The sequence below is a fragment of the Streptomyces sp. NPDC025833 genome, assembly GCF_055558055.1.
Genome location: NZ_JBVHNF010000002.1, coordinates 418,332 through 444,388 on the forward strand (window position 1 = coordinate 418,332; position 26,057 = coordinate 444,388).

The 26,057-nt window shown below is 75.2% G+C and carries 21 protein-coding genes, 1 tRNA gene and 1 pseudogene; 10 read left to right on the plus strand and 13 right to left on the minus strand.

Annotation, left to right across the window (positions count from 1 at the left end; genetic code table 11):
* Positions 1–340: 340 nt before the first annotated feature.
* From ACZ4K2_RS04415 to ACZ4K2_RS04425, 3 genes are read left to right on the plus strand one after another with little or no spacing between them, the layout of a single operon-like run.
* Positions 341–1,393, plus strand: coding sequence for a 4Fe-4S dicluster domain-containing protein (locus ACZ4K2_RS04415; RefSeq protein ID WP_467470346.1), 1,053 nt, complete (start codon positions 341–343; stop codon positions 1,391–1,393).
* On the plus strand, positions 1,390–2,442 hold the full coding sequence (gene nrfD / locus ACZ4K2_RS04420; protein ID WP_467470348.1) for an NrfD/PsrC family molybdoenzyme membrane anchor subunit: 1,053 nt from the start codon (positions 1,390–1,392) through the stop codon (positions 2,440–2,442). Before ACZ4K2_RS04415 ends, nrfD begins: the two co-directional genes overlap by 4 nt.
* Entirely contained in the window at positions 2,439–2,750 is a 312-nt protein-coding gene (locus tag ACZ4K2_RS04425; protein ID WP_467470350.1) for a hypothetical protein, read from the plus strand. Before nrfD ends, ACZ4K2_RS04425 begins: the two co-directional genes overlap by 4 nt.
* 194 nt (positions 2,751–2,944) lie before the next feature.
* Here the strand turns inward: ACZ4K2_RS04425 and ACZ4K2_RS04430 are convergent, their stop codons facing one another.
* Positions 2,945–3,526, minus strand: coding sequence for a DUF4232 domain-containing protein (locus ACZ4K2_RS04430; protein WP_467470352.1), 582 nt, complete (start codon positions 3,524–3,526; stop codon positions 2,945–2,947).
* 232 nt (positions 3,527–3,758) lie between these two features.
* Between ACZ4K2_RS04430 and ACZ4K2_RS04435 the strand changes: the two genes are divergently transcribed.
* Together ACZ4K2_RS04435 and fdh are read left to right on the plus strand one after the other, a co-directional pair.
* Complete coding sequence (locus ACZ4K2_RS04435; RefSeq protein ID WP_467470354.1) at positions 3,759–4,655, plus strand: hemerythrin domain-containing protein; 897 nt, start codon at positions 3,759–3,761, stop codon at positions 4,653–4,655.
* 5 nt (positions 4,656–4,660) lie between these two features.
* Positions 4,661–7,921, plus strand: coding sequence for a formate dehydrogenase (gene fdh, locus ACZ4K2_RS04440; RefSeq protein ID WP_467470356.1), 3,261 nt, complete (start codon positions 4,661–4,663; stop codon positions 7,919–7,921).
* A gap of 87 nt (positions 7,922–8,008) precedes the next feature.
* Here fdh and selD read toward each other — a convergent pair whose 3' ends face one another.
* Positions 8,009–9,022 (minus strand): selenide, water dikinase SelD, encoded by a 1,014-nt coding sequence (gene selD / locus ACZ4K2_RS04445; RefSeq protein WP_467470358.1) that lies wholly within the window; start codon positions 9,020–9,022, stop codon positions 8,009–8,011.
* 37 nt (positions 9,023–9,059) lie between these two features.
* Here selD and ACZ4K2_RS04450 point away from each other — a divergent pair.
* Positions 9,060–9,152 (plus strand) — tRNA-Sec (locus tag ACZ4K2_RS04450).
* A 35-nt stretch (positions 9,153–9,187) separates the two neighbouring features.
* On the opposite strand, the pseudogene ACZ4K2_RS04455 reads toward ACZ4K2_RS04450, so the two are convergent.
* The 6 genes and pseudogenes from ACZ4K2_RS04455 to ACZ4K2_RS04480 form a co-directional block, all read right to left on the minus strand.
* Positions 9,188–10,969 (minus strand): annotated as a pseudogene (locus ACZ4K2_RS04455) (SelB domain-containing protein); the annotation flags it as partial.
* A complete protein-coding gene (gene selA / locus ACZ4K2_RS04460; RefSeq protein ID WP_467470360.1) occupies positions 10,969–12,393 on the minus strand; it encodes an L-seryl-tRNA(Sec) selenium transferase in 1,425 nt (474 codons plus the stop codon). The gene selA and the pseudogene ACZ4K2_RS04455, both read right to left, overlap by 1 nt.
* 435 nt (positions 12,394–12,828) lie before the next feature.
* Positions 12,829–13,851: an MASE1 domain-containing protein gene (locus ACZ4K2_RS04465; protein ID WP_467470361.1), complete on the minus strand. Its 1,023-nt coding sequence runs from the start codon at positions 13,849–13,851 to the stop codon at positions 12,829–12,831.
* 170 nt (positions 13,852–14,021) lie between these two features.
* Entirely contained in the window at positions 14,022–14,852 is an 831-nt protein-coding gene (locus ACZ4K2_RS04470) for a PP2C family protein-serine/threonine phosphatase (protein ID WP_467470362.1), read from the minus strand.
* 99 nt (positions 14,853–14,951) lie between these two features.
* Positions 14,952–15,272, minus strand: coding sequence for a hypothetical protein (locus ACZ4K2_RS04475; protein WP_467470364.1), 321 nt, complete (start codon positions 15,270–15,272; stop codon positions 14,952–14,954).
* 30 nt (positions 15,273–15,302) lie between these two features.
* Positions 15,303–16,058 carry an alpha/beta fold hydrolase gene (locus ACZ4K2_RS04480; protein WP_467470366.1) on the minus strand — a complete coding sequence of 252 codons (756 nt, stop codon included), beginning with the start codon at positions 16,056–16,058 and terminating at the stop codon, positions 15,303–15,305.
* Between the two features lie 179 nt (positions 16,059–16,237).
* On the opposite strand from ACZ4K2_RS04480, the gene ACZ4K2_RS04485 reads away from it, so the two are divergent.
* The gene (locus tag ACZ4K2_RS04485; RefSeq protein ID WP_467470368.1) at positions 16,238–17,683 is read left to right on the plus strand and encodes a glyceraldehyde-3-phosphate dehydrogenase; all 1,446 of its coding nucleotides are present in this window, start codon (positions 16,238–16,240) and stop codon (positions 17,681–17,683) included.
* An 85-nt stretch (positions 17,684–17,768) separates the two neighbouring features.
* Here the strand turns inward: ACZ4K2_RS04485 and ACZ4K2_RS04490 are convergent, their stop codons facing one another.
* The 3 genes from ACZ4K2_RS04490 to ACZ4K2_RS04500 all read right to left on the minus strand — a co-directional run bounded on the left by ACZ4K2_RS04490 (position 17,769) and on the right by ACZ4K2_RS04500 (position 21,909).
* Positions 17,769–19,136, minus strand: coding sequence for an alkaline phosphatase PhoX (locus tag ACZ4K2_RS04490; protein WP_467470370.1), 1,368 nt, complete (start codon positions 19,134–19,136; stop codon positions 17,769–17,771).
* A 191-nt stretch (positions 19,137–19,327) separates the two neighbouring features.
* On the minus strand, positions 19,328–20,281 hold the full coding sequence (locus tag ACZ4K2_RS04495; RefSeq protein ID WP_467470372.1) for a LysR family transcriptional regulator: 954 nt from the start codon (positions 20,279–20,281) through the stop codon (positions 19,328–19,330).
* 740 nt (positions 20,282–21,021) lie between these two features.
* Positions 21,022–21,909, minus strand: a complete 888-nt coding sequence (locus ACZ4K2_RS04500; protein WP_467470374.1) for an NAD(P)-dependent oxidoreductase — start codon at positions 21,907–21,909, stop codon at positions 21,022–21,024.
* Positions 21,910–21,986: 77 nt separating this feature from the next.
* Here ACZ4K2_RS04500 and ACZ4K2_RS04505 point away from each other — a divergent pair, with 77 nt between their 5' ends.
* The 3 genes from ACZ4K2_RS04505 to ACZ4K2_RS04515 all read left to right on the plus strand — a co-directional run bounded on the left by ACZ4K2_RS04505 (position 21,987) and on the right by ACZ4K2_RS04515 (position 24,356).
* Positions 21,987–22,337, plus strand: a complete 351-nt coding sequence (locus ACZ4K2_RS04505) for a winged helix-turn-helix transcriptional regulator (RefSeq protein WP_467470376.1) — start codon at positions 21,987–21,989, stop codon at positions 22,335–22,337.
* Positions 22,338–22,571: 234 nt separating this feature from the next.
* Positions 22,572–23,144 carry a TetR/AcrR family transcriptional regulator gene (locus ACZ4K2_RS04510; protein WP_467470378.1) on the plus strand — a complete coding sequence of 191 codons (573 nt, stop codon included), beginning with the start codon at positions 22,572–22,574 and terminating at the stop codon, positions 23,142–23,144.
* A gap of 45 nt (positions 23,145–23,189) precedes the next feature.
* Complete coding sequence (locus tag ACZ4K2_RS04515) at positions 23,190–24,356, plus strand: GDSL-type esterase/lipase family protein (protein ID WP_467470379.1); 1,167 nt, start codon at positions 23,190–23,192, stop codon at positions 24,354–24,356.
* A gap of 15 nt (positions 24,357–24,371) precedes the next feature.
* On the opposite strand, the gene ACZ4K2_RS04520 is transcribed toward ACZ4K2_RS04515, so the two are convergent.
* Both ACZ4K2_RS04520 and ACZ4K2_RS04525 read right to left on the minus strand, forming a co-directional pair.
* Positions 24,372–25,019, minus strand: a complete 648-nt coding sequence (locus ACZ4K2_RS04520) for a class F sortase (protein ID WP_467470381.1) — start codon at positions 25,017–25,019, stop codon at positions 24,372–24,374.
* Between the two features lie 148 nt (positions 25,020–25,167).
* The gene (locus ACZ4K2_RS04525) at positions 25,168–25,749 is read right to left on the minus strand and encodes a hypothetical protein (protein WP_467470383.1); all 582 of its coding nucleotides are present in this window, start codon (positions 25,747–25,749) and stop codon (positions 25,168–25,170) included.
* Between the last annotated feature and the right edge of the window lie 308 nt (positions 25,750–26,057).

A 26,057-nucleotide genomic window follows, 5' to 3' on the forward strand; every position in this document is an offset into this window, starting at 1 on the left:
ACAGGGGCGCCAGCGGGGTATACGGAGGGGTTCGGCCCGCACCCTGGGCAGGGTCCGCCGCGCCGGGATCGTGGCGCGGGGGCGGTCGCGGCGGACGGGGGGGCGCGAACAGCCCCGCGCCGGTTCCGGCGAACGGCCGCCGGGGGCCGTGACCGGTCCGGTCCGGGCGAGCGGAGTCCGGGCACCCGTGCCACGCTCGAAGGGAGGCACCGGGCGGGATCGCGACCGCCTGCCCGCCTTCCCCGCCGGGCCGTGCGGGGGCCGTCCCGGGCGGACACCGGTGGCGGCCCGGCGGTGCGGGCCGCCGCGGGCGGAGGAGTCACGAGCGAGGAGGCACGGCATGGGCGACGGCGCTGAGGGCCACCGGAACCTCCTGTACGGACCGCAGCCGGACGTGGCGGGGGCGGCCGGCTATCCGGACGCCCCGCCGCGGATGGGTTTCTTCACCGACACCTCCGTGTGCATCGGCTGCAAGGCGTGCGAGGTGGCCTGCAAGGAGTGGAACGCGGTCCCCGAGGACGGCCTCGAACTCACCGGCATGTCCTACGACAACACCCAGGGCCTCGGCGCCGACACCTGGCGGCACGTGGCCTTCATCGAGCAGCGCAAACCCTTCGGCGGGCAGGAGCCCGGGGTCGCGCACGGCGGCCCTGACGATCGTGACGACCGTGACGACCACGAGGACGTCGACGTGTTCGCGGCCGCTTCCCGGCTCGGCACGGACGCCGCCCCGCCCGGTCCGGGCGCCACCGCTCCCCCGCCGCACCAGGCACCCCCGGGCGCCCCCGCGGGGGAGATCTCCCCGATCTCCCCCGACGGCCGCACCGAGCTGCGCTGGCTGATGGCCTCCGACGTGTGCAAGCACTGCACGCACGCGGCCTGCCTGGACGTGTGCCCCACGGGCGCGCTGTTCCGCACGGAGTTCGGCACGGTCGTCGTCCAGGAGGACGTCTGCAACGGCTGCGGCTACTGCGTGCCGGCCTGCCCGTACGGCGTCATCGACCAGCGCGAGGACGACGGCCGGGCGTGGAAGTGCACGCTCTGCTACGACCGGCTGGGCGTCGGCATGGAACCCGCGTGCGCCAAGTCCTGCCCGACGGACTCCATCCAGTTCGGCCCGCTGGAGGAACTGCGGGAACGTGCCCGCACGCGGGTCGCCCGATTGCACGCGTCCGGAGTGACCGACGCGCGCCTGTACGGCGAGAGCCCCGACGACGGGGTGGGCGGCGACGGGGCGTTCTTCCTGCTGCTGGACGAGCCGGAGGTCTACGGCCTGCCGCCGGACCCGGTGGTCACCACCAGGGACCTGCCCGACATGTGGCGGCACGCCGCGCTGGCCGCCGTCTCGCTGGCCGCGCTCGCCTTCGGCAGCTTCGCCGGGAGGACGCGATGAGCGGATCCGACGTCACACGGGACGGCGTGGAGCACGCGCGGCCCGACCGGGAGGCCGTGACGGGCGCGCACGCCGGGCGCCGCCGGCGGCGGCGCGGCCGGGGCGAGCAGCCGATGGTGCCGGACGCGGAGTTCTCGTCGTACTACGGCAAGCCCATCCTGAACAAGCCGACGTGGCGGCCCCTCGACATCGCCGGGTACCTCTACCTGGGCGGTCTGGCCGGCGCGTCCTCGCTGCTGGCGGCCGGGGCCGGGCTCACCGGACGGCCCGCCCTGGCCCGGCCGGCGAAGCTGGCGGCGGCCGGTGGCATCTCGCTGTCGCTGGTGGCGCTCGTGCACGACCTGGGGCGGCCCGGCCGGTTCCTGAACATGCTCCGGGTCTTCAAGCCGACCTCGCCGATGAGCGTGGGCTCGTGGCTGCTGAGCGGGTACGCGCCGCTGGCGCTGGCCGCCGCGGCCACCGACCTGACGGGCCGCTGCCGCGCGGCCGGCTCGGCGGCCACGGTGGGCGCCGCCGTCCTCGGTCCGGCCGTGGCCACCTACACGGCCGTGCTGATCGCGGACACCGCGGTGCCGTCGTGGCACGAGGGCTACCGGGAACTGCCGTACGTCTTCGCCGGTTCCGCGGCCACCGCCGCCTCCGGTCTGGCGCTGGTCGCGGCGCCCACCGGGCAGGCCGGCCCGGCCCGCCGGCTGGCCGTGCTCGGCGCGGCCCTCGAACTGGGCGCCTTCCAGGCGATGAAGAAGCGCATGGGCCTGCTCGCCGAGCCCTTCGAGCAGGGCAGGGCGCACCGGCTGCTGCGCGCCTCCGAGGCGCTGGGGGCGGGCGGAGCGGCGCTGGCCGCGCTCTCCGGCCGGCTGCGGGACCGGCACGTGTCGACGGCGGCGGGGGTGGTGGCGGGGGCAGCCCTCCTCACCGGCTCGGCGGCCCTGCGCTTCGGGGTCTTCCACGCCGGTGTGGCCTCGGCGGAGGACCCCAGGTACACGGTCCTCCCGCAGCGGGAGCGCCTGACGGACCGCGGAGCCGGCCAGCCCGCCGGCACCGATTGAACTTCGATGGGACCCTCCTCGCGCTCGGCGTCGCCGGGCACCTGGGCGTGGCCGCCGTCCCCTCCCCCGACGACGGGGTGGAGGTCGTCGGCGCGCTGGGCGCCGCGGTCGCCTGCGCGGCCTTCGTCCTGCCGGTCCTCGTGCTGCCCGGTCTGCTCCGCAAGGCGACGGAGTCGCGGACCGGGATCGCCGGGGTGATCTGCCGGCCGTCGTCGACGACCTGGACCTGCTGCTCGCGCGGAGCGGGCTGTCGGTCGGCGAGTTCGCCGACGCCGTCGGCATCACCCCCGCCAGCGCCGCCGTCCTGAAGAACGGGCGCGCGAAGGCCGTGCGGTTCACCACCTCGACGCGATCTGCCGCACGCTCGGCTGCCGGCCCGGCGACGTCTGCGCCGGGTGCCGGACGAGGAGGCGGACCGCTCCCCCGGCTGACGGCCCGCCCCCGCGGCCCGCCCGCGGCCGCCTCGGAAGGGGCGGGCCGCGGCGTCAGGCCCTGGCCGTGCTCACGGGGTGACGTCGACGCGGTACGCCAACGCGGTGACGTTCAGGTCGCCGTGGTCGACCCACTGCGGGAACCGCAGCGTCTTGTGACCGGTGGCGGCCGGCGGGGTGACCCGGAGATAGGACGCGCGGACGGCGCCGGAGGTACCGGTATTGGCGTGCGTCCACGCTATGACCGCCTCGGCGCTGCGGCCCTTGCGCAGGGTGAGGGTGGTCTTGGCCGGACTCTGGGCGTACCAGGTGTCGCCCCAGTGGGTGGTGGAACGGAGCGTCCGGTGCGCGCCGTTCTCCAGGCCGAGGCCCGGGAAGCCCCGCAGCAGGCAGGTGCGCGCCCCGGTGTTCTTGAGCTTCACCACCACGCCCTGGTGGTTCATGCCGCCGGCCAGCGTCCGGCCGAACGAGGCGCTCAGGCCGGACACGGAACAGGTGGGCGTCGCGGACGCGGCGCCGGCCGCGCCGGCGCCGGCCATGCCCAGTCCGGCCGCGGTGGTCACGGCGAGCGTGGCGCGCAGTACGCGCCGGCGCCGGCCGGTCCGGGGAGCCGCGGCGGTGGCGGTCGTGCGGGTCTGCTCCTGATGGGTCATGGTGAGCTTTCTTCCCTTCCGTCCGATGGGCTTCGTGAGTCCCCTCGCTCACAGGTTGTGATGCGAACGACGGCGGAGAAGTTCGCGTTCCGCCGGACTTGGCGCGAATCGGGCGGTCCGCCGGCCCGCCCCGCCGCGCCCCGGGAGCCGTCGCGGGAGGCCGGCGTTTCGGGGCCGGGGCCGGGGGTACCCCGGCCGCACCCGGCAGCACGGACGCGGGAGGCGAGGCCGCATGCCCAGCAGGAGCGAGGTGCTGCGGCTGCTCGCCGCCGGGCTCGACTACGCACAGGCCGGGCGGCGGCTCGGCGTGCCCGCGGGGCAGGCGTTCCTCATCGCGACCGGGCGGCCCGCCGACGGGGGCGGCGCGCTCAGCGCCGAGGAACGGCGCCGGCCGGGCATGCGGGAGGAGTCCACCCAGCACCTGTCGAACCCGCCGGCCGTCAACCCCACGGGCAAGGAGACGGTCCGCGACTGGCTGCGGGAGCGGGCCGGCCGGGACGATCCGCTGCGGCAGGCCGCCCGGTCCCGTGACGCGCTCCCCGAGGGCGAACGCGCCCCCGAGGACGTCCGCGAACTCACCGGCCTGCTGACGCGCGACCACGACCGGGTGACGTCCCTGGTCAAACAGCTGAAGGCGGTTCCGGGCCCGGCCGAGGGCGGCTCGGCGGCCCAGGTGGCGCGCCGGGAGTCGCTGGCCGGCCTGATCGCGCAGGCGCTGGCGAGCCACGAACCGGCCGAGCAGCAGTACCTGTGGCCGGTCGTGCGGGAGGCCCTGGCCGACGGCGACCGGCTCGCGGACCAGGCGCTCCGGCAGGAGGACGAGGCCGCCCGCACGCTCGCCCGGCTGGTGCGCGCGGCACCGGACAGCGGGGAGTTCGACGAGGTGGCGGAGCGGCTCACGGACCAGCTGCGCAAGCACGTGGCGTTCGAGGATGCCGTCTTCGACCGGCTGCGGAAGACTGTGTCCGAGGAGGAACGGGAAGGGCTCGGCGCCGAGGTGGCACGGGCCTGGAGGGCGGCGCCGGCCAGCCCGCGCCCGCGAACCCCGCAGGGCCCGCCGTCGGACCGGGCGCGGGACCGGGCGGGTGGACGACCGGCGGACCGCCGGGGAACCGAACGGGAGGAGTGAGGACCGTGGGCGTACGCACCTGGATCGACTCCTGGCCGGTCTACCGGCAGCTCACGGGCTCCGACCCGCTGGGCAGGGGGGCCGCCGCCAAGAGCGGGCCGAGCAAGCGGCTCGGTCCCCGCGTGGCCACCGCCGACCGGGTGGTGAAGTCGGTCTGCCCGTACTGCGCGGTCGGCTGCGGCCAGAACGTGTACGTCCAGGACGAGAAGGTCGTCCAGATCGAGGGCGACCCGGACTCCCCCGTCTCCCGGGGCCGGCTCTGCCCGAAGGGCGCGGCCAGCCTCCAGCTCACCACCGGTGACGCCCGCGTGCGGCAGGTCCTCTACCGGCGTCCGCACGGCACCGACTGGGAACGCCTCGACCTCGACACGGCGATGGACATGATCGCCGACCGGGTGATCGCGGCCCGGCGCGCGGGCTGGCAGTGGGAGGTCGACGGCACCCGCACCCGGCGCACCCTCGGCATCGCGAGCCTCGGCGGAGCGACGCTCGACAACGAGGAGAACTACCTCCTCAAGAAGCTGTTCACCGCGCTCGGGGCGATCCAGATCGAGAACCAGGCGCGCGTTTGACACTCCTCCACCGTTCCCAGTCTGGGAACCTCGTTCGGACGCGGCGGCGCGACCACCTTCCAGCAGGACCTGCAGAACGCGGACTGCATCGTCATCGAGGGCTCGAACATGGCCGAGTGCCATCCGGTCGGGTTCCAGTGGGTGATGGAGGCCAAGGCGCGGGGCGCGAAGGTGATCCACGTCGACCCGCGGTTCACCCGTACCAGCGCGCTCGCCGACGTGCACGTGCCGCTGCGCGCGGGCACGGACATCGCCTTCCTCGGCGGGATCATCAACCACGTGCTGGGCGAGGAGAAGTACTTCCGCGACTACATCGTGGCCTACAGCAACGCGCCGATGATCCTGCGGGAGGACTTCCGGGACACCGAGGACCTCGCGGGCCTCTTCTCCGGGTTCGACGCCGGCAGCCGCTCCTACGACAACACCACCTGGCAGTACGAGGGCTCCGAGGTGCAGGCCGCCTCCGGCCAGCGCGACCAGGCGTACGACAGGCGCACCCGGGGCGGCAGTTCGGTCTCCGAGGCGGCGCGCGGCGAGGCGCACGGCTCCGGCGGCCCGGCCCTCGGCAAGGGCGAGCCGGAGCGGGACGACACCCTCACCCATCCCCGGTGCGTCTTCCAGGTGCTGAAGCGGCACTACGCCCGCTACACCCCGGAGATGGTCGAGCAGGTCTGCGGGGTGCCGCGGGACCTGTTCCGCCAGGTCTGCGAACTGGTGACGGAGAACTCGGGCCGGGAGCGGACGACCGCCTTCGCCTACGCGGTCGGCTGGACGCAGCACACCGTCGGCGTCCAGTACATCCGCGCCGCCGCCGTGCTGCAGACCCTGCTCGGCAACATCGGCCGTCCCGGCGGGGGCATCCTGGCCCTGCGCGGGCACTCCTCCATCCAGGGCTCCACGGACATCCCGACCCTGTTCAACCTGCTGCCGGGATACCTGCCGATGCCGCACGCGCACCAGCAGGAGGACCTGGACGACTACGTCCGGGGCGAGGCGGCGCAGAAGGGCTACTGGGGCAACATGCGGGCCTACATGGTGAGCCTGCTGAAGGCCTACTGGGGCGCGGCGGCGACGCCGGAGAACGACTTCTGCTTCGACTACCTGCCGCGGCTGACGGGCTCCCACTCGACGTACGAGACGACGATGGCCCAGCTCGACGGCGTCTGCAAGGGCTACTTCCTGGTCGGTGAGAACCCCGCGGTCGGCAACGCCAACGCCAAGCTGATGCGGCTCGGCATGGCCAACCTGGACTGGATGGTCGTCCGGGACTTCTCCCTGATCGAGTCGGCGACCTGGTGGAAGGACGGCCCCGAGATCGAGACCGGGGAGCTGCGCACCGAAGACATCGGCACCGAGGTGTTCTTCCTGCCGGCCGCCGCGCACACCGAGAAGGACGGCAGCTTCACCAACACCCAGCGGCTGCTCCAGTGGCACCACCAGGCGGTGGAGCCGCCCGGTGAGGCGCGCAGCGACCTGTGGTTCGCCTTCCACCTGGGCCGGATCATCCGGCGCAAGCTGGCCGGCTCGGCCGACGAGGCGGACCGCCCGCTGCTCGATCTCACCTGGGACTACCCGACGGAGGGCCCCCGGGCGGAGCCCGACGCGGAGGCGGTCCTCGCGGAGATCAACGGCTACGACGCCGAGGGCGGTCCGCTGGCGTCCTACGAGCAGCTGAACGCGGACGGCTCGACGGCCTGCGGCTGCTGGATCTACTGCGGGGTCTACGCCGACGGCGTCAACCAGGCCGCGCGCCGCAAACCGGGCCGGGAGCAGAACTGGGTGGCGAACGAGTGGGCCTGGGCGTGGCCGGCCAACCGCCGCATCCTGTACAATCGCGCCTCCGCCGACCCGGACGGCAAGCCGTGGAGCGAGCGCAAGGCGCTGGTGTGGTGGGACGAGGACGAGGCCAAGTGGGTGGGCCACGACATCCCCGACTTCGCCGGCGACAAGTCGCCGCACCACCGGCCGCCGCCCGGCGCGAAGGCCGCCGAGGCCCTGTCCGGCACGGACGCCTTCATCATGCAGGCCGACGGCAAGGCCTGGCTGTACGTGCCGTCCGGACTGACCGACGGGCCGCTGCCCGCGCACTACGAGCCGCAGGAGTCGCCGTTCCCGAACCTGCTGTACGACCAGCAGCGCAACCCCGTGCGCCAGGTGATGCGCTCGCTCCCCGACAATCGCTACCAGCCGAGCGGCGGTGAGCCGGGCGCGGAGGTGTTCCCCTACGTGGCCACCACCTACCGGCTCACCGAGCACCACACGGCGGGCGGGATGTCCCGCTGGCTGCCGTACCTGGCCGAGCTGCAACCGGAATTCTTCTGCGAGGTGTCCCCGGAGCTGGCCGCCGAGCGGGACCTCGCGCACACCGGGTGGGCGACGATCGTCAGCGCCCGGGGCGTGATCGAGGCGCGGGTCCTGGTCACCGACCGGATGGCGCCGCTGACCGTGCGGGGACGCCGGCTGCACCAGGTGGGGCTGCCCTACCACTGGGGCCCGAACGGCTACAGCACCGGGGACGCGGCCAACGAGCTGCTGCACCTCTCCCTGGACCCGAACACGCACATCCAGGAGGCGAAGGCGTTCACCGTCGACATCCGGCCGGGGCGGCGCCCGCGCGGTCCGGCGGCCACGGCGCTGGTGCGGGCGTACCGGGTGCGGGCGGGCATCGACGAGCACACCGGGACGGAGCCGTGACCGGTCCCGTCCGGTGTCCCGGTGTCCCGGGGCCCGCCGGGGCCCGGCCTCGCGCGGCCGGTGTCCCGGCGTGGAGCGGCGGGCGGGCTACCTGAGCACGAGGGAGTGCGGTCCGCGCGGCACGAGTTCCCCGACGACCGGCGCCCCGGGCACCTCGCCCGCGACGAGCAGGCCGCCGGAGGTCTGCGCGTCGGCGAGCAGCAGCCGGGTCTCCTCGTCGGTGTCCCCGAAGTCGGTGTACGGCGCCACCCATTCCAGGTTGCGCCTCGTGCCGCCGCTGACGTAGCCGTCGCGCACGGCTTCCCGGGCGCCCTCCAGATAGGGCACAGCGGCGGTGTCGACCACGGCGGTCACCCAGGAGGCGCGGGCGAGCTTGTGCAGGTGGCCGAGGAGGCCGAACCCGGTGACGTCGGTGGCGCACGCGGCCCCGGCGGCCAGCGCGGCCTCGGACGCCTCCCGGTTGAGCGCCGCCATCGTGGCGACGGCGTGCGCGAACCGCTCCCCGGTGGCCTTGTGGCGGTTGTTGAGGACCCCGACGCCCAGGGGCTTGGTCAGGGACAGCGGCAGCCCGGGCCGGCCCGCGTCGTTGCGCAGCAGCCGCTCGGGATCGGCGAGGCCGGTGACGGCCATGCCGTACTTGGGCTCCGGGTCGTCGACGCTGTGCCCGCCGCCGACGTGGCAGCCCGCCTCCGTGGCCACGTCCAGTCCGCCGCGCAGCACCTCGCGGGCGAGGTCGAACGGGAGCCGGTCGCGCGGCCAGGCGAGCAGGTTGACGGCGAGCACGGGCCGGCCGCCCATCGCGTACACGTCGGACAGCGCGTTGGCCGCGGCGATCCGGCCCCAGTCGTAGGCGTCGTCCACGACCGGGGTGAAGAAGTCGGCCGTGCACACGACCGCGGTCCCCCGGTGCGTGACCACGGCCGCGTCGTCGCCGGTGGCGAGGCCGACGAGCAGCGGGGTGTCGCCGCCGGCCAGGGGCGGCGCGGTGAGCCCGGCGACCACCTCCTCCAGTTCGCCGGGCGGGATCTTGCAGGCGCAGCCGCCGCCGTGGGCGAACTGCGTCAGCCGTACGGTGTCCTGACGTGCCGGTGTCGATGTCATGATCCTGGTCTCCCGGAGCAGTAGCCTGGCGAGCGGTGGAGGCGTGTGGGTGCCTGGTGGCCCTCCCGGTCTTCAAAACCGAGGTGCCCGAGGATCTCGGGCAGGCGGGTTCGATTCCCGTCCGCCTCCGTCCCCCGCCTTCGTGCGGCAGCGCCGGCGCTGGTCGTCGACGCGCTCCGTGTGCCCCCGGGCGTCCAGGAACTCCAGCAGCGGCACGGCCACCCGGCGGGTGGTGTCCAGGGCACGGCGCGCCTCGCCGAGGGTGAACGGCTGGGGCAGTGCGCGCAGGACGGCGGCGGCCTCGGTGTCCGCGCCGGGCGCCAGCACGATCCCGTCGGCGATCCGGAGCAGCGCTCCGGCGTTCGCCGCGGCCGCCAACGCCCGCCGGTCGAGGCCGAGTTCGGTGAGCCGCCCGGCCTCCGGGGCGCGGAAGGGGGCGCGGGCGAGGTCGCGGCGCAGGGCGTCCACGGCCGCGCGGACCGGTGCGGGCAGCGCGGGCCGCTCTGCGTCCGCCGGGTGCAGGCGGCCGCGGCGGGCCCGGAGCCGGGGCTGCGCCGCGGCCAGCGCGTCGACCAGGGCACGGTCCGGCAGCCCCAGCAGCCGCCGGGCCGCCTCGGTGGGCAGGCCGGGCTCCAGCGGGTGGGCGCGGGCGTACCGGCCGGCCTCGGCGGCCAGCCGGTCCTTCAGGGTCTCCCAGTACGCCGCGTCGGCCAGCCAGTCCCCGGCGACGGGCCCGACGGGGCCGCGCTCGTCCGCGTCCTCGGAGCCGGGTGCGGCGGGCGGCACGACGCCCATGGCGAGGAGGTCGGCGCGCCGGACCAGGCGGCGCCTGCGCAGTTCGGCGGCGGCGTCCGGACGGCCCGTCATGTCCGCGAGTTCGGCCGCGCGGGCCCGGCCGGCGCCGCGCCGGGCCAGCCGGGGCGGCCGCACGTCGAGGACGGTGACCGCGCACGGCGTCCGGCCGCCGCCCGGCTCGCGCAGCACGGCGCGGTCGCCGACGCGCAGCGGCAGCCCCCGGCCGAGGGTGAGCCGCGCGGTGTCCGCGCCGAGCGGGCGGACGGCCACCGGGACCGCGGCGGTGCCGATGTGCAGGGTGACGGCACGGGGCAGGTCGGCCGCGGGCTCTCCGGCGACGCGTGCGTCGATCACCTCACCGGTCAGCCAGCGGTCCGGGGTCAGCAGCACCTGGCCGCGGCGCAGAGTGCCCTCGCCCCGGCCGTGCACGTTCACGGCCACGCGGGCCACTCCGGCGACGGACTCGCGATCCTCGTGCAGGCTCTGCAGCCCGCGCACCCGCAGTACGGCCGCGCCGTCGCCGGTGACGAGCCGGTCGCCGACGCGCAGGGTGCCCGCGCCCAGCGTGCCGGTCACCACGGTGCCGTGACCGCGGACGGTGAAGGCCCGGTCGAGCCACAGGCGGACGTCGGCGCCGGGGTCGGCGGCGGGCAACCGCTCGGCGAGCCGGTCCAGTTCGGCGCGCAGCTCGTCCAGACCCGCGCCGGTGACCGCGCTGACGGCGACCGACGCCACCTTGCCCAGGGAGGTCGCGGCGAGGCGCTCGACGGCGTCGGCGCGTACGGGCCCGGGGTCCGCGAGGTCGCTGCGGGTCACCGCGAGGACGGCGTGCCGGACGCCGAGCGCGTCGAGGACGGCCAGGTGCTCCTCCGACTGGGGCTGCCAGCCCTGGTCGGCGGCGACCACGAACAGCACCGCGGGCACGGGCCCGACCCCGGCCAGCATGGTCGCGACGAACCGCTCGTGCCCCGGTACGTCCACGAAGGCGAGGGGCTCCCCGCCGGGGCCGGGCCGCGTCCACACGAAGCCCAGGTCGAGGGTGAGGCCCCGGCGGCGCTCCTCCTCGTAGCGGTCGGGTTCCATGCCGGTGAGGGCGCGGACCAGGGCGGACTTGCCGTGGTCGACGTGGCCGGCGGTGGCGAGCACGCGCATCACGGCCGCCCTTCCGCCGCGCCGCCCGCCGCCGGGCCGGCCTGCCCGGCCGCCGCGGACCGCACGGCCCGCGCCAGCCGCCCGTCGTCCTCCGGCGGCACCGCTCTCAGGTCCAGCAGGCAGCGCCCCGCCTCCAGGCGGCCGACCACGGGGACGCTGCCGGTGCGCAGGGCGGCGGCGTACGGCTCGGGCAGGGACAGGCCCGCGCTGGGCAGGGTGACCCCGGGCGCTCCCCCGCCGCCGACCGTGGCCGCACAGGTGACGGCCCGTACGTCGATCCCGTCGGCGGCCAGCGCGGCCGCGAGCCGTCCGGCCCGCTCCCCGAGCCGGGCGGGGTCCGCGGTGAGAGCGAGGGCGGTGGGGGTGGGCGGGCCGGTGAGGGTGGCCTCCAGCGCGGCGAGGGTGAGTTTGTCGACGCGCAGGGCGCGGGCGAGCGGGTGCCGGGCCAGGGTCCGGACCAGGTCCTGGCGGCCCAGCAGGAGTCCGCACTGGGGTCCGCCGAGCAGTTTGTCGCCGCTCGCGGTGACGAGCGCGGCGCCCGCGCGGAGCTGGGTGCCGGCGTCGGGCTCCTCGGGCAGTCCGGGGTGCGGGGCGAGCAGCCCCGAGCCGATGTCGGCGACCACCGGGACGCCGAGTCCGGCGAGCTCGGCGACGTCGGCGGCCCGGGTGAAACCGGTGATGCGGAAGTTGGACGGGTGGACCTTCAGCACGAATCCGGTGTCGGGGCCGATCGCCCCGGCGTAGTCGGCGGCGGTCGTGCGGTTGGTCGTGCCGACCTCGCGCAGGCGCGCGCCGGTGGAGACGAGCAGGTCGGGCAGCCGGAAGCCGTCGCCGATCTCCACCATCTCGCCGCGGCTGACGACGATCTCCCGGCCGGCCGCGAGGGCGGTGGCGGCCAGGACGAGCGCGGCGGCGCCGTTGTTCACCACGTGCGCCGCGCCGGCGGCCGGCACGCGCTCGTGCAGCGCGGCGAGCGCCGAGCGCCCCCTGCGGGCCCGTACACCGCTCGTCAGGTCGAGTTCGACGTCCGTGGGCCCGGCCGCCTCGTGCACCGCCTGCCGGGCGGTGGCGGACAGCGGGGCCCGGCCGAGATTGGTGTGCAGCAGCACCCCGGTGGCGTTGATCACCGGGCGCAGGCCGCTCGCCGTGCCGGGCAGCAGGTCCAGGGCCGTCCGCGGGACCTGCTCCGGCGTGATGCCGCCCGCGCGGGCCCGTTCCTGCGCCTGCCGCACCGCGGCCTTCACCCGGGACACGCCGAGCCGGTCCGCGGCGGCGGACAGCCGGGGGTCGCGCAGCAGCGCGTCGGTGCGCGGGATGCGGCGGCGCGCGTCGTCCGCGGCCGGCCGCCGTCCGGGGTCGTCCGGCACGGCCGTCTTCCCCGTCGTGTCCTCGGCCGTCCGGCCGGTCAGCGGCCGCTGTTCCATCGCGCCCCGTCCCTCCCGGTCCGGCCCCGCGCCACCGCGGGTCCGCCCATCGTCTCCCAGTGCCCCCGGCGCGCCGGCCGACACGCCGGGAGGCGCGTTGGCGGCGGGCCCGGTCCGGGTACCCGGCGCCGCATGAGCGATCACGACGACGACCGGGACCGGCAGGACGAGAACAGGCCGGCGGCCGGGCCGGCCGCGTGCGGGTGCCGTGCCCCCGGCGGCGGGCGCGCCGCCGAGCCGGGCGGCCACCCGTTACCGGCCCGGCGCCGCCGCGCCGCCGAGGCGCTGGCCGCCGTGGACGCCCCTCCGGGCATCGTGGGGGGCCGCGACGGCCGCCCGCCCGCCGGGCCGGGGGGCTCCGGGGGGCCAGGCGGACCGGAAGAAGGGGATGAGGGGCCGTCGGACGGGCCGCACCGCTGACCCCGCCGGGTCGGCTCACGGCGCTCCGGTCGGCCGCGGCCCCTCGTCGGCGCCGCCGGTGTCCCTGGGGGCCCGGGGCGGCGGGGCCTCGCCCGCGGTGAGGTGTTCCAGGACCTCGACCAGTTCCTGGCACGCCCGCTCCACCGAACGCCGGGTGTTGACCTGCTCCGTGATCACGGCCGACAGCAGCAGCGCGGTCAGCGCCATGGCGCCGTTGAACGCCTGGAGCTTCATCATGACCTCGGTCCGGCTCAGCGCCGCGAACGCCCCGACGCCGTCCGTGGCGGCGACCGTGGCCGCCACGGAGGTGACCAGTGCGACGAGCACGCTGCCCACCAGCTGGAACCGCAGGGCCGCCCAGATGATCAGCGGGTAGACGAGGAAGAGCAGGCTGAGCGTGCTGTAGGCGGCCAGCGGTACGAGCAGGCAGGTGGCGGCGGCGAGCGCGGTCGCCTCCTTCCAGCGGCCCAGCGGCGGCGCCCGGCGCACGCGGTGCAGCCTCAGCAGCAGCGGGGTGACGATCAGGACGCCCATCGCGTCGCCCACCCACCAGGCCAGCCAGACGGGCCAGAAGCTCCGGGCGGCCAGGCTGCCGGTGAGGACGAGGAGGCCGACACCGATGGTCGCGCTGATCAGCATGGCCGCCAGCGCGGCCAGGAACACCAGGGCGAGTCCGTCGCGCAGCCGGCCCAGGTCGGTGCGGAAGCCGGCCCGGCGCAGCAGCAGGGCCGCGCACAGGGGTGCGGCGGTGTTGCCGACGAGGAGGCCGAGCACCCAGACGTCGGGGACGGTGAGGGACAGTACGGAGAGGAAGGCGCCGAGCGCGACGCCGGGCCAGCAGCGCAGTCCGAGGACCAGCAGGGCGGCCAAGGCGACGCCGGTGGCGGGCCAGAGCGGGGTGACCACGGCTCCGTCGACGGTCAGCTGGCGGACAAGTCCGAGCCGGGCCGCCGCCCCGTAGCAGGCGGCCACGGCCAGGACCTGGACGGCGTACCCGCCCGGCCGGCGCAGCTCCTCGTCACCCACCACACGAGCCATCTCACACCGGGGCCCACGGCACGGCGAGGCGAAGCAGGCTCCCGTCCGGCCCTATGGCTGAATTCCCGGCCCCGGTCGGCGGCGTGCGGGCGGCACCGGACGCCGCACGGACCGTACGACGCGGTGCCGCTCCGCGGTGGGGGCGTACGGCGCGCGGGACACGAGGCGCTTCAGGGCCGGGCGCACGGGTCGTCGAGGCCGATGACCAGTACGGCCGCGTCGTCGTCGTGGCCGATGCTCTCCGCGCCCTTGATCACGGCCGCCGCGAGCGCGTGGCTCGCCAGTCCGGCCACCGCGGCGATGCCCGCGAGCCGTACCACCTGGTCCAGACCGTCCTCGATGTGCAGCGACGGCCCCTCCACCACGCCGTCGGTGAGCAGGACGAAGACCCCGCCGGTGGTGAGCCGGTGCCGGGTCACCGGGAACGCGACGCCCTGCTGGATGCCGAGCGGCGGGCCCCCCGCGTCGTCGACGACGCCGGACCTGCCGTCCGGCGTGGCCCACACGAAGGGGATGTGGCCGGCCCGGGCGCTCTCCAGCACCCCGGTGGCGGGGTCGAGCCGCATGAAGGTGCAGGTGGCGAAGAGGTCGCCGCCCAGGGAGAGCAGCAGGTCGTTGGTGCGGGCCAGCAGCTCCCCCGGGGCGCCGGTGACGGAGGCGAGGGCCCGCAGTCCGGCCCGGACCTGGCCCATGAAGGCGGCCGCCTCGATGTTGTGGCCCTGGACGTCGCCGATGGACAGCCCGATCCGGCCGTCCGGCATGGTGAAGGCGTCGTACCAGTCGCCGCCCACGTTGAGGCCGAGGTTGGCCGGGGTGTACCGGACCGCCAGGTGCAGGCCGGGGGCGGCGGGCAGGTCCCGCGGGAGCATGCCCCGCTGCAGGGCCACGGCCAGCTCGACCTGGGTGCGCTGGAGTTCCGCGCGTCGGCGTGCCTGGGCGGTGAGCGAGCCGAGCCGGGCCAGCAGCTCGTCGCCTTCGTCCGTGTGGCGCTTGCGGGGCATCGATCACTTCCGGCGGGACGGTGGCTCCCGTAGGGCCTGTCGCCTGCATGTTCGGCAAACGCCTCGATTTTACCCAAACCGGATGATCGCGCCCCGTCGTCAGCGGACCTCGGAGTCGATGCCGGTGATCACCGCGGGGCCGAGCGGTGCGCTCCCCTCGTCCAGTCCCGCGTCCCGGAGCGCGGCGTCCGCGAGCCGGCGCGCCTCCTCCTCCGCGTGCGGTCCCGTGTCCGCGTCGACGGTCAGACGGAGGGTGAAGGTGTCGTCCTCGTTGACCTTGAGCACGTCCAGGTCTTCGGCGCTGCCCATGCGGGTGCCGTGCGGATCGGCGGGCCGCAGCGCCCGTACCAGCCGGGTCCGGGTGTCGGCCTCGATCCCGGTGGTGAAGGTGCCGGGGACGCTGATCACGTACGTCGTCATGAGACGGTCCTTTCCTTGGGCGTCCCCCGTCTACCCCGTATCGCGGGCTTCGCACCGCGGGCCGGTGCCGGGCGGGCACGGCGGCGCGTCCGCTCCGATCCAGCCGTCGAGCGCGCCCATGAAGCCGTCGAAGTCGTCCCGGTAGACGCTGTGCCCGGCCCCTTCGACCGTGCGGACCTCGAAGCCCCGGCGCTTCAGCTCCTCTCCCAGCCCGGGCCGTACGAGTTCGCCGGCGCCGGCCAGCACCACCAGGGAGGGCACCACCGGGCGGGCCGGTGTCCGGCCGACCGCGTAGATGCCCGGCAGCACGCGGGCCGTCTCCGGGTCCCAGTCGGTGAGCGTGGCCATCTCGACGTCCACGTCGACGTCGTCCCAGCGCGGGTTGAGGCTGCGGATCATCGTGCGGGGCGCGGTCTTGAAGACGGCGAAGTACGGGGACACCTCGACCAGTTTCTCGCGCATGTCCCAGGCCGGGTCGCAGTAGACGGCGCGGGCGGGCGCCAGCCGTTCGGCCGCCCCGGCCAGTGCCAGGGCCCCGAGCGAGTGGGCGATCGCCAGCTCCGGCCGCTGCGGCAGGCTCTCGACGAGGTCGTCGGCCCAGGTCTGCGGGGTGTACTCGCCCCGGCCGCTGCGGCCGTGTCCGCGCAGGTCCACCCCGATGACCCGGTACCCCTCGGCAGCGAGGACGGGGGCCACGCGGTGCCAGGTGCGGTGGTCGGACATGATCCCGTGCACCAGGACGGCGATCCGGTCGCCGGTGCCCCACTCGTGGGTGTGCAGCCTCATCGACAGTGTCTTCCCCAGCGTCTCCCCCGTCGGACCTCGTCCGATCATGTCACCGGGCGGGGCCGGTATCCACTTCCGGCGGCCGGCGGGTGCGCCGTCGGAGGGGGCCGGGGCCGACTCCGGCCCACAAAATCAATGTGGTTATCATATGAGCGCTGCCTAGCTCGAAAGATGGATCCGTGACTGTCAACGACGACTCGTTCACCAACTGGAAGATCCGCGAGGAGATCGCGGAGTCGATGATCCCGCTCATCGGGAAGCTGCACCGCGAGCGGGACGTCACCGTCCTGCTGCACAGCCGCTCCCTGGTGAACAAGTCGGTGGTCAGCATCCTCAAGACCCACCGCTTCGCCCGGCAGATCGCCGGGGCCGAGCTGTCGGTCACCGAGACCATGCCGTTCCTCCAGGCCCTGACCGCCCTGGACCTCGGGCCGTCCCAGATCGACCTCGGCATGCTGGCCACCCTGTACGCGGCCGACGAGCGCGGTCTGAGCGTGGCCGAGTTCACCGCCGAGGCCGTCGCCGGCGCCACGGGGGACGACAAGATCGAGCGCCGCGAGCCGCGCGACGTCGTGCTCTACGGCTTCGGCCGCATCGGCCGCCTCGTCGCCCGCCTGCTGATCGAGAAGGCCGGCTCCGGCAACGGCCTGCGGCTGCGGGCCATCGTCGTCCGCGGCGGCGGCGCCCAGGACATCGTCAAGCGCGCCTCGCTGCTGCGCCGCGACTCCATCCACGGCCAGTTCCAGGGCACGATCACCGTGGACGAGGACAGCAGCACGATCGTCGCCAACGGCAACGAGATCAAGGTGATCTACGCCGACGACCCGTCGCACGTGGACTACACCGAGTACGGCATCCGGGACGCCATCCTCATCGACAACACCGGCAAGTGGCGTGACCGCGAGGGCCTCTCCGGCCACCTGCGCCCCGGCATCGAGAAGGTCGTGCTGACCGCGCCGGGCAAGGGCGACGTCCCGAACATCGTGCACGGCGTCAACCACGACACCATCAAGCCGGACGAGCAGATCCTGTCCTGCGCCTCCTGCACCACCAACGCGATCGTGCCGCCGCTGAAGGCGATGGACGACGAGTACGGCGTGCTGCGCGGCCACGTGGAGACGGTCCACTCGTTCACCAACGACCAGAACCTGCTGGACAACTACCACAAGTCCGAGCGCCGGGGCCGCTCCGCGCCGCTCAACATGGTCATCACCGAGACCGGTGCCGCGTCCGCCGTCGCCAAGGCGCTGCCCGACCTCAAGGCGAAGATCAGCGGCAGCTCGATCCGCGTCCCGGTGCCGGACGTCTCGATCGCGATCCTCAACCTCCAGCTGGCCCGCGAGGCCACCCGCGAGGAGGTGCACGACTACCTCCGCGAGGTGTCGCTGACCTCGCCGCTGAAGCGCCAGATCGACTTCACCACGGCGCCCGACGCGGTCTCCAGCGACTTCATCGGCTCGCGCCACGCCTCGATCGTGGACGCCGGCGCGCTGAAGGTCGACGGCGACAACGCGATCCTCTACCTCTGGTACGACAACGAGTTCGGCTACTCCTGCCAGGTCGTCCGGGTCGTCCAGCACGTCTCGGGCGTGGAGTACCCGACGTACCCGGCCACCGCGGTCTGACCCGGCGGTCCGGCACCCGGGGAGTCGGCCCTGACCGGGCCGGGGCGCGTGCGTGCGCTCCGGCCCGGTCAGGGCTGTGCGCGTGCTATCCGTGCCACGGCCCCGTCACCGCGAACGTGGTGCCGGGGGTGTAGCAGTTGACGAACATCGTCCGCCCGTCGGGTGCGAAGGTGACTCCGGCGAACTCGCCCCACTCGGGCTCCGCCGCCGTCCCGATGTTCTGGCGGCCCCGGGCCATCGCGTACACCTCGCCCTCGCGGGTCAGGCCGAAGACGTGCTGCGCGCCGTTGCCGTCCTCGCACACCATCAGGCCGCCGCCGGGGGCCAGGCAGATGTTGTCCGGGGATTCGCCGGGCAGCCGGACGTCGGTGTCCGGCCCGAACACCACGACCAGGGTCAGCCGGCGGCGGTCCGGGTCGTAGCGCCAGACCTGCCCGTAGTGGTCGGCGCCCGAGCCGTCCGCGCTCCGGGCGAAGGACGACACGAAGTAGACGCGGCCACCGCCCCAGTAGCAGCCCTCCAGCTTCTGCGCGTGCGTGATGCCGCCCCGGCCGTAGTCCTGCAACCGGGTCGGTTCCGAGCCGGCCGAGGGGTCGGGGACGTCGATCCACTCGACGCCGTCGTAGTGCGCGCCGGCCTCCCGGACCGTCGACAGGTCCGGCACCCCCGGCACGCGCATCGCCTGGAGCCGGCCGCCGGCGCGCAGCGATCCGACGCCGCCCAGCGGCTTGTCGGGCAGGAAGCGGTAGAAGAGGCCGAAGGGCTTGTCGAACGCGTCCTCCGTCTCGTAGACGACACCGCCTCGCGGGTCGACGGCGACCGCCTCGTGCTGGAATCGGCCCATCGCGGTCAGCGGCACCGCGCCGGTGCGGTACGGCTCGGTGGGGTGGACCTCGAAGACGAAGCCGTGGTCCTTGGTGTAGCCGTTGGTCCCCGCCCTGTCCTCGGTCTCCTCGCAGGTCAGCCAGGTGCCCCAGGGGGTAGGGCCGCCCGCGCAGTTGACCGCCGTACCGGCGACGGCGACCCGCTCGGCGAGCACGCGGTGGCGGGCGTCCAGCGTCAGGGCCGTACAGCCGCCCTTGCCCGCCGGGTCGTAGGTGAGACCGGGGACGGCCGGGACCGGGACGGCGGCGGTGACGCGGTTCTCGTGGTTGCGGACGAGGTGGGTACGGCCCGCGCGGCCGGCGAAGGCGGCCATGCCGTCGTGGTGGGAGGGCACCCGGCCCTCACCCGACCGGAGCGGGTCGCCCTCGCGGGAGAGCACGGTGTAGCGGAAACCTTTCGGCAGGTCGAGCAGGCCGTGCGGATCGGGGACGAGCGGGCCGTACCCGGCGTGCCCCTGATTCAGGGCGGCGGCGGTTCCCGCGAAGAGCTCGGACAGGGACCCGGTGAAGGCGATGCCCACTCCCAGGGCGCTCGCTCGGGAAAGGACCTGACGGCGCGTTGCGGACATGCGGCGACAACCTTCCTGCTGGCGGACAGGAACTGCGACCCGCCGTGTCTATCACCTGGTGCGGGCCCCGGGAACCACGCGCGGGGCACGTGTCACCCCCGTCCGGCCGTCCCCGCGGGCCCCGGCGGCGCCTGCCGCGTGCCGCGCGGGAGCGGTACGGCGGTGCGGGCGGCCCCGGCACGGGCATACCGCTACGGCCCGGCGACGCTCCAGGTGCGCGAAACCCAGGTGCGCAGGTGGGGAGCCTGGGCGACGAGATCGCGGTACGCGTCCGTGGCGGACCCGATCACCGTCTCCACGACGTCTTCGGTGACGGCGTCCGGGCGCCAGGCCAGGACGTAGCGGCACCACAGCGGCGAGCCCGCCAGCGGTTTGACCACGACGTGCGGGATCGGCCGCAGCGTCGGCTGCACCAGGGACACCCCGAGTCCGTCGGCGATCATGCTCTGGAGCTGGACCTGGTCGCCCAGCCACTCGTGCACGGTGACCGGCGCGAACCCGGCCGCCGAGCAGGCCTCGTAGAACACCCCGGGCCAGCCGGCGCCGTCGTCCGGGGTCACGAACCAGGCGTCCTCGGCGAGGTCGGCGAGCTGCACCTGGGGGCTCTGCCGGAGCCGGTGCCGGGCGGGCAGGGCGACGAACGTCGGCTCGGTGACGATCCCGCGGTGCCGTACTCCGGCCGAGTGCCGCAGTTCCATGCCGGGGTAGTCGGCGGCGATGGCGGCGTCCACCGTCCCCTCCTCCAGCAGTTCCACGATCCGCGCGGAGGAGTAGACGCTGGTGACCGCGATGGCCAGCTCCGGCAGCCGGGCGCGGACCCGGGAGACGGTACCGGGCAGCACGGGCGAGTTGGTCGCGGCCACCCGCAGGGTACGGCGGGCGCGGGCCGGGGGCGGGCGGTGCCCGATCGCGGCGGCCCGCGCGAGGACGTCCCGGGCCTGCTCGACGACCTCGGCGCCGTACCGGGTCGGCCGGACCCCGCTCGGGCCGCGTTCGAAGAGCGGCTCGCCCAGGTGGCGCTCGATGCGCCGGAGCTGGGTGCTCACGGCCGGCTGCGAGTAACCGAGTTGCGCGGCGGCGCGCCCCACACCGCCCGCGTCGGCGATCGCGCACAGCACCCGCAGGTGCCGCAGCTCCAGCTCCATCGGTCCGCTCCCCCCGTTCACTCCCTCGGCCCGGCGCCCCGCGCCCGTTCGCCTCCGCCGCCGAAGCGTTCCACGGCCCCCCGCAGGGCACAAGTCGCTGGTCGCCGGGGTGCGGAGGACCACACGCGACCACCGCCCGCACGCGGTGGCGCGGCGGCGACTCGGGGCGGCGCCGGGCCGCCGAACGGGGCCCGGGGGCGGGGGCGAGTCGCGGGGTCGGCGGGTCCGGCCCCGCGCGACCGAGGACGGGCGACGGACTCGGGGCCGGTGACCCCTACGGCCCCTCCGGTGGCCGTCTCCGGTCCGGTGGCAAGCCGACGGCCCACCCGGGGCCGGTGGGCTCCCGATGGTCCGCCCGAGATCGACGGACCATGGCGGCCCACCGAGGGGGACCACCCCCGGGCGGCCTCCCCGGGGGGACGCCCAGGGCTCTCGTAGCCGCTGGACGCCCGGCGGCCGTGGCAGACCGCCGGGGGAACCGCGCCCAGGTGACTGACCTGACCGCGCTCGGGGAGGCCTGCCGGCCCACCCTGGACCGGTGGGCGCCCGGCGGCCCGTCGCGGCCCGCCGACTACGGGATCCAAGGCGACCCATCCTGGACCAACGGACACCCGACGCCCCGAACGCCCCCGCTCAGGTGCCCCGCCCGAGCGCCCCACCCGGGGCGGCCCCACCCGAAGCAGTCCGCCCCGGACGCCCCGCCCGCAGGGACCGGTGTCCCCGTGGCCGAGGGGGCCCGGTCAGTGGCGGCCGAGTACCTCCGCGGCCCGCATGAACCCGTCCGCGCCGTGGCCGAGGCCGATGACGCGGCGGGCCAGGCCCTCCGCGGCCCGCATCACGCCCGCGTCGATGCCGTGGGACTCGGAGACCTCGACGACATGGGCCATGGTGGAGACGGCCGAGGTGATGGGGTTGATCTCTCCGGAGTACGTGCCGTTGTCGGCGTCCTCCGCGAAGGTGCCGAACAGCGGCGGCAGGATCGCGCCGATGCCCTGGGCGAAGGGGGCCAGTTCCCGGGCCGTCACCCCCTCGGCCCGGGCGATCGCCACGGCGTGCGCGTACCCCGCCATGGCGGTCCAGAAGATGTCGAGCAGCGCGATGTCGAAGGTGGCGGCCCGGCCGATCTCCTCCCCCAGGTGGGTGTGCGTCCCGCCGAGCAGTTCCAGTACCGGCCGGTGCCGGTCGTAGAGGTCGCGCGGACCGCTGTGCAGGAAGACGGCCTCGGGGGTGCCGATGCTCGGGGCCGGTGTCATGATCGCCCCGTCCAGGTATCCGAAGCCGTGGTCCGCCGCCCACCGGGCGCCGTCCCTGGCCCGGTCCGGGCGGTCGGCGGTCAGATTCAGGACGGTACGGCCCTTCAGCGCGCGGGTGACCTCCGCACGGCGCAGGAGGGCGTCGGCGGCGTCGTAGTCGACCACGCAGACGGCGACCAGATCCCCCGCGGACACGGCCTCTTCGGGCGAGGCGGCACCGGACGCCCCCTGCTCCGTCAGCTCCCGGTCCCTGCCCGGTGTGCGGTTCCACACCGTGGTCCGCAGGCCGGCCGCGAGGAACGCGCCCGCCAGCGAGCGGCCCATGGGGCCGAGCCCGAGCACGGTGACGGCAGGAAGATCCGAGGTGGTGGACATGTTGCAACTCCCGAAAGTGATCAGTGTGTGACGAGGACGAGCGGCCGGACGGCCGCGGGAGACCGAAGAGGACGCCGATGACGCGCAGCCGTGCCCAGGACCCGAACGTCTGCGGAGTGACCGCCGCGATCGCCGTGATCGACGGCAAGTGGAAGACGTGGCTGCTGTGGCTGCTGGAGTCCGGGCCGCAGCGGCCCGGTGAACTGCGCCGCCGGATGCCGGGGGTGAGCGAGAAGGTGCTGACCCAGGCGCTGCGCGAGATGGCCGAGGACGGCCTCGTGCACCGGGAGGTGCACGACGTGCTGCCGCCGAAGACCGTGTACTCGCTGACCGGATTCGGCCGCGACCTGACCGCGGCGCTGGGCCCCCTGGCCCACTGGGGGCACCGCCGTCTGGACCGGCTCCGCGAGCACGAGGCCGTGTCCTGAGGCGCTGCCGTCGTCCCCTCCCTTCCGGTCCGCGGCGGCGCCGGCCTCGGTGAACAGCCTCTCCCGGCCGGCGGGGACTGCCAAGTACCCACAAATAAGTGGGTGTTCGGCGGCCCCGGCACAGCGCCGGTGCGGTGGGCCGCCGCCCGCCGCGCACCGAGACCCCCACCCCGCTTGCCTAAAGCCTTTAGGGAACTGCATAATCCATTACGGCAGAGTGACGGGAGCGGAGCGATGGTGCGTGCGGGACTGACCACGGAGCGCCTGGTGAGAGCCGGCACGGAGCTGGCCGACGAGGTCGGCTTCGAGCAGGTCACGGCCTCCGCCCTGGCCCGGCGCTTCGACGTCAGGGTCGCGAGCCTGTACTCGCACGTACGCAGCACCCAGGACCTGAAGACCCGGATCGCCCTGCTCGCGCTGGAGGAACTGGCGGATCTCGCCGCCGCGGCGCTGGCCGGCCGGTCCGGTAAGGACGCCCTCGGTGCCTTCGCGAACGTCTTCAGGGACTACGCCCGCGCCCACCCCGGCCGTTACACGGCGGCCCGCCACCCGCTGGACGACGAGACGGCCGCCGGCAGCGCGGGGGTCCGGATCGCCTCGCTGACCCGGGCGATCCTGCGCGGCTACGACCTGTCGGAGCCGGACGGGACGCACGCGGTCCGCCTGCTCGGCAGCGTCTTCCACGGCTACATCAGCCTGGAGGCGGCCGGCGGCTTCAGTCACAGCGCGCCCGGCTCCGACGAGTCCTGGGCCCGCATCCTGGACGCCCTCGACGCCCTGCTGCGCGACTGGCCCACCCGCCCCTGACGGCACCTCCCCCGGAAACACCCCCTGGAAGCACGGACGTACACGATGCACACCACCCCCCTCACCGCCGGCCTGGTCCGCGGCGCCCTCGACCTGGAGCGCACGGAGCACGGCCTGCTGCCGCACCGCCTGCCCGCCCGGGCCCGCGCCCAGTGCGCCGACCCGCAGCTCGCACTGGCGGAGGCCCAGCCCTCCGGCGTACGGGTGGCCTTCCGCACCCGCGCCACCACGGTCGAACTGGACACCCTGCCGACCAAGCGCGTGTACCCCGGCGCGCCGCCCCGCCCCGACGGTGTGTACGACCTGGTCGTCGACGGGCGCCCGGCCGGCAGCGCCTCCCTCGCCGACGGCAGCACCCTGACCGTGGACCTGGCCACCGGCACCTCCGAGCACCGGCCCGGTCCGGTCGGCACCGTGCGCTTCACCGGCCTGCCGGACGCCGCCAAGGACGTGGAGATCTGGCTGCCGCACAACGAGACGACCGAACTCGTCGCGCTGCGCACCGACGCGCCCGTCGAGCCCGTGCCGGACCGCGGCCGCCGGGTGTGGCTGCACCACGGCAGTTCGCTCAGTCACGGCTCCGACGCGGCGACCCCCACCGCCATCTGGCCGGCGCTCGCCGCCGCCCGGGGCGGGGTGGAACTGATCAACCTCGGGCTGGGCGGCAGCGCGCTGCTCGACCCGTTCACCGCCCGCGCGCTGCGCGACACGCCCGCCGACCTGATCAGCGTCAAGCTGGGCATCAACCTGGTCAACACGGACCTGATGCGGCTGCGCGCGTTCGGCCCCGCCGTGCACGGCTTCCTCGACACCGTGCGCGAGGGCCACCCCGGCGTCCCGCTGCTCGTCGTCTCGCCCGTGCTGTGCCCGATGCACGAGGACACCCCCGGCCCCACCGCCATGGACCTCTCCGCGCTGGCCGAGGGCCGGGTGCGGTACCGGGCCGCCGGGGACCCGGCCGAGCGGGCGGCCGGGAAGCTCACCCTGGGCGTCGTACGGGAGGAACTGGCCCGGATCGTGCGCGAGCGGTCCGCCGAGGACCCCGCCCTGCACTACCTGGACGGCCGGGAGCTGTACGGTGCCGCCGACTTCGCGGAGCTGCCGCTGCCCGACGGCCTCCACCCCGACACCGCCGGGCACCGGCGGATCGGCGAGCGGTTCGCGGAACTGGTCTTCGCGGCGGACGGCCCGTTCACGGACCGCGCCGCCTGACCGGAGGCGGCCGGCTCACTCCAGGTGGGCGAAGACGACCAGGTTGTCGGTGTAGTCCCGCGCCGTGTGGTCGTAGTCCCCGGCACAGGTGATGAGCCGGGCCTCGGGGCGCGACGCGTCCGCGTACACCCGGTCGCTGGGGAAGTCGTCCTTCGGATAGGTCTCGGCGTGGTCCACGACGAAGTCCGCCGTGCTCCCGTCGGACCGCTCCACGGAGAACCGGTCGCCCGCCTCCAGTTCGTCGAGGTTGGCGAAGACGGCCGCCGAGGTCACCGTGTCCACGTGCCCGGCGATGATCGCGGTGCCCGTCTCACCGGGCGAGACCCCGTCGGCGTACCAGCCGACGAGGTTGGTGTCGGCGGCGGGCGGCGGCTGCAACTGGCCCGAGGCGCCGAGGACGAGGGTGGTGAAGGGGGCGTCCACGGAGATCTTGGGGATGCGCAGCCGGGTCGGCGTGGACCGGGGCAGCGCGGCGCGGGTCTGCCGCGGCTCGGCCGTCGGGGCGGCGCCGGCGCCCGCGGCCCGGTGCGCCTCGGGCTTGCCGTCCGGCTCGTGATGACCGCCGAACATGTTCACGGCCAGGAAGACGGCCGCCACACCCCACAGCGTCAGCCGCCCGCCGCGGCCGGAGCCCATGGTGGTCGTGGGGGAATCTGCTGCCATCGGACACCACCTCACTCGGTCACGGCAGCGCGGAGTCGGTGCGGGGGAAGGAGGACGGGGCCCCGGTGTCCGGGGGCGCAGGGGGCGCGGGCGGCCGACACGGCCGGCGCGTCGGCGGCGTCCGCAGCCCCTGCGGCGCGGCGGCCCGTCAGGACGCCTGGGTGGCGGCCTTCCTGCGGCGCAGCGCGTACGCGCCGGTGGCGCCTACGGCGAGCACGGCGAGTCCGCCCGTGGTGACACCGGGCGTGGCGAGTCCGCCGCCACCGGTGTGCATGCCGCCGCGCGGCTTCTCGCGCTCGTCGTCACCCCACTCGCTCTTGTCGCCCCTGCCGCCCTTGTCCCCCTTGCCGCCGCCCTTCTCGCCCTTCTCCTCGCCGCCGCCTCCGTCACGGCCGCCCTTGTCGCGGTAGCTCTCGGGGTCGAACCGGCTGTCGTCCTCCCCGCCCGAGTCGTCGCGGTGGACCGTGGCGAGCGCTCCGCCACCCGTGTGCATTCCGCCGCGCGGTCCGTCGTGTCCGCCCCCGCCTCCCCGCTTGCTGCCGTAGTCGTTGTCTTCGTCGTTGCCGGATCCCTTGCCTCGGCCGGAGCCGCTGTCGTCCTCCTTGCTGTACGAGGAGTCGCCACGGCCGCCGTCGTGCTCGGCCGGAACGGCGAACGCGGCGACGGGCGTCGCGAAGGCGAGGGCGGCCGCGGTGGCCGCCGTCGCCAGGAGCGTGCGGGCAGAGCGCATAGTGATGTCCTTCCGCCGTGACCGGGCAGCCGATACCTCATCAGCTGAAGGGACCCGGCCTCGACATGAACCACCGTCAGCGCCGGGCCCGGTTTGCACCATCCGGGCCGCCCAGCCGTGTCAGCACGCCACCCGTCTGCCCCAGCGCGCCCGCTTCGCGGCCCCCCGTCCGGCCCAGTCCCCGTCCCGGCGCCGCGCCCGCACGGGTGAGCACCCCGTACCCGAGGAGGGCCGGCGGTCCGGTCGCCGCCCCCTTGTTATGACAGCCGTCATAGCGCAGGCTGGTGCCGGACGGCACGGCGGGGACA

Excerpts from the sequence above, each read along its gene's own strand:
- ACZ4K2_RS04430 (WP_467470352.1), bottom strand. The coding sequence starts at position 3,526 with ATGACCCATCAGGAGCAGACCCGCACGACCGCCACCGCCGCGGCTCCC.
- ACZ4K2_RS04525 (WP_467470383.1), bottom strand. The coding sequence starts at position 25,749 with ATGCGCTCTGCCCGCACGCTCCTGGCGACGGCGGCCACCGCGGCCGCC.
- ACZ4K2_RS04415 (WP_467470346.1), top strand. The coding sequence starts at position 341 with ATGGGCGACGGCGCTGAGGGCCACCGGAACCTCCTGTACGGACCGCAG.
- ACZ4K2_RS04505 (WP_467470376.1), top strand. The coding sequence starts at position 21,987 with ATGACGCGCAGCCGTGCCCAGGACCCGAACGTCTGCGGAGTGACCGCC.
- ACZ4K2_RS04515 (WP_467470379.1), top strand. The coding sequence starts at position 23,190 with ATGCACACCACCCCCCTCACCGCCGGCCTGGTCCGCGGCGCCCTCGAC.
- ACZ4K2_RS04480 (WP_467470366.1), bottom strand. The coding sequence starts at position 16,058 with ATGAGGCTGCACACCCACGAGTGGGGCACCGGCGACCGGATCGCCGTC.
- selA (WP_467470360.1), bottom strand. The coding sequence starts at position 12,393 with ATGGAACAGCGGCCGCTGACCGGCCGGACGGCCGAGGACACGACGGGG.
- ACZ4K2_RS04520 (WP_467470381.1), bottom strand. The coding sequence starts at position 25,019 with ATGGCAGCAGATTCCCCCACGACCACCATGGGCTCCGGCCGCGGCGGG.
- ACZ4K2_RS04490 (WP_467470370.1), bottom strand. The coding sequence starts at position 19,136 with ATGTCCGCAACGCGCCGTCAGGTCCTTTCCCGAGCGAGCGCCCTGGGA.
- ACZ4K2_RS04495 (WP_467470372.1), bottom strand. The coding sequence starts at position 20,281 with ATGGAGCTGGAGCTGCGGCACCTGCGGGTGCTGTGCGCGATCGCCGAC.
- ACZ4K2_RS04500 (WP_467470374.1), bottom strand. The coding sequence starts at position 21,909 with ATGTCCACCACCTCGGATCTTCCTGCCGTCACCGTGCTCGGGCTCGGC.
- ACZ4K2_RS04470 (WP_467470362.1), bottom strand. The coding sequence starts at position 14,852 with ATGCCCCGCAAGCGCCACACGGACGAAGGCGACGAGCTGCTGGCCCGG.
- ACZ4K2_RS04510 (WP_467470378.1), top strand. The coding sequence starts at position 22,572 with ATGGTGCGTGCGGGACTGACCACGGAGCGCCTGGTGAGAGCCGGCACG.
- selD (WP_467470358.1), bottom strand. The coding sequence starts at position 9,022 with ATGACATCGACACCGGCACGTCAGGACACCGTACGGCTGACGCAGTTC.
- ACZ4K2_RS04475 (WP_467470364.1), bottom strand. The coding sequence starts at position 15,272 with ATGACGACGTACGTGATCAGCGTCCCCGGCACCTTCACCACCGGGATC.
- nrfD (WP_467470348.1), top strand. The coding sequence starts at position 1,390 with ATGAGCGGATCCGACGTCACACGGGACGGCGTGGAGCACGCGCGGCCC.
- ACZ4K2_RS04465 (WP_467470361.1), bottom strand. The coding sequence starts at position 13,851 with ATGGCTCGTGTGGTGGGTGACGAGGAGCTGCGCCGGCCGGGCGGGTAC.
- ACZ4K2_RS04435 (WP_467470354.1), top strand. The coding sequence starts at position 3,759 with ATGCCCAGCAGGAGCGAGGTGCTGCGGCTGCTCGCCGCCGGGCTCGAC.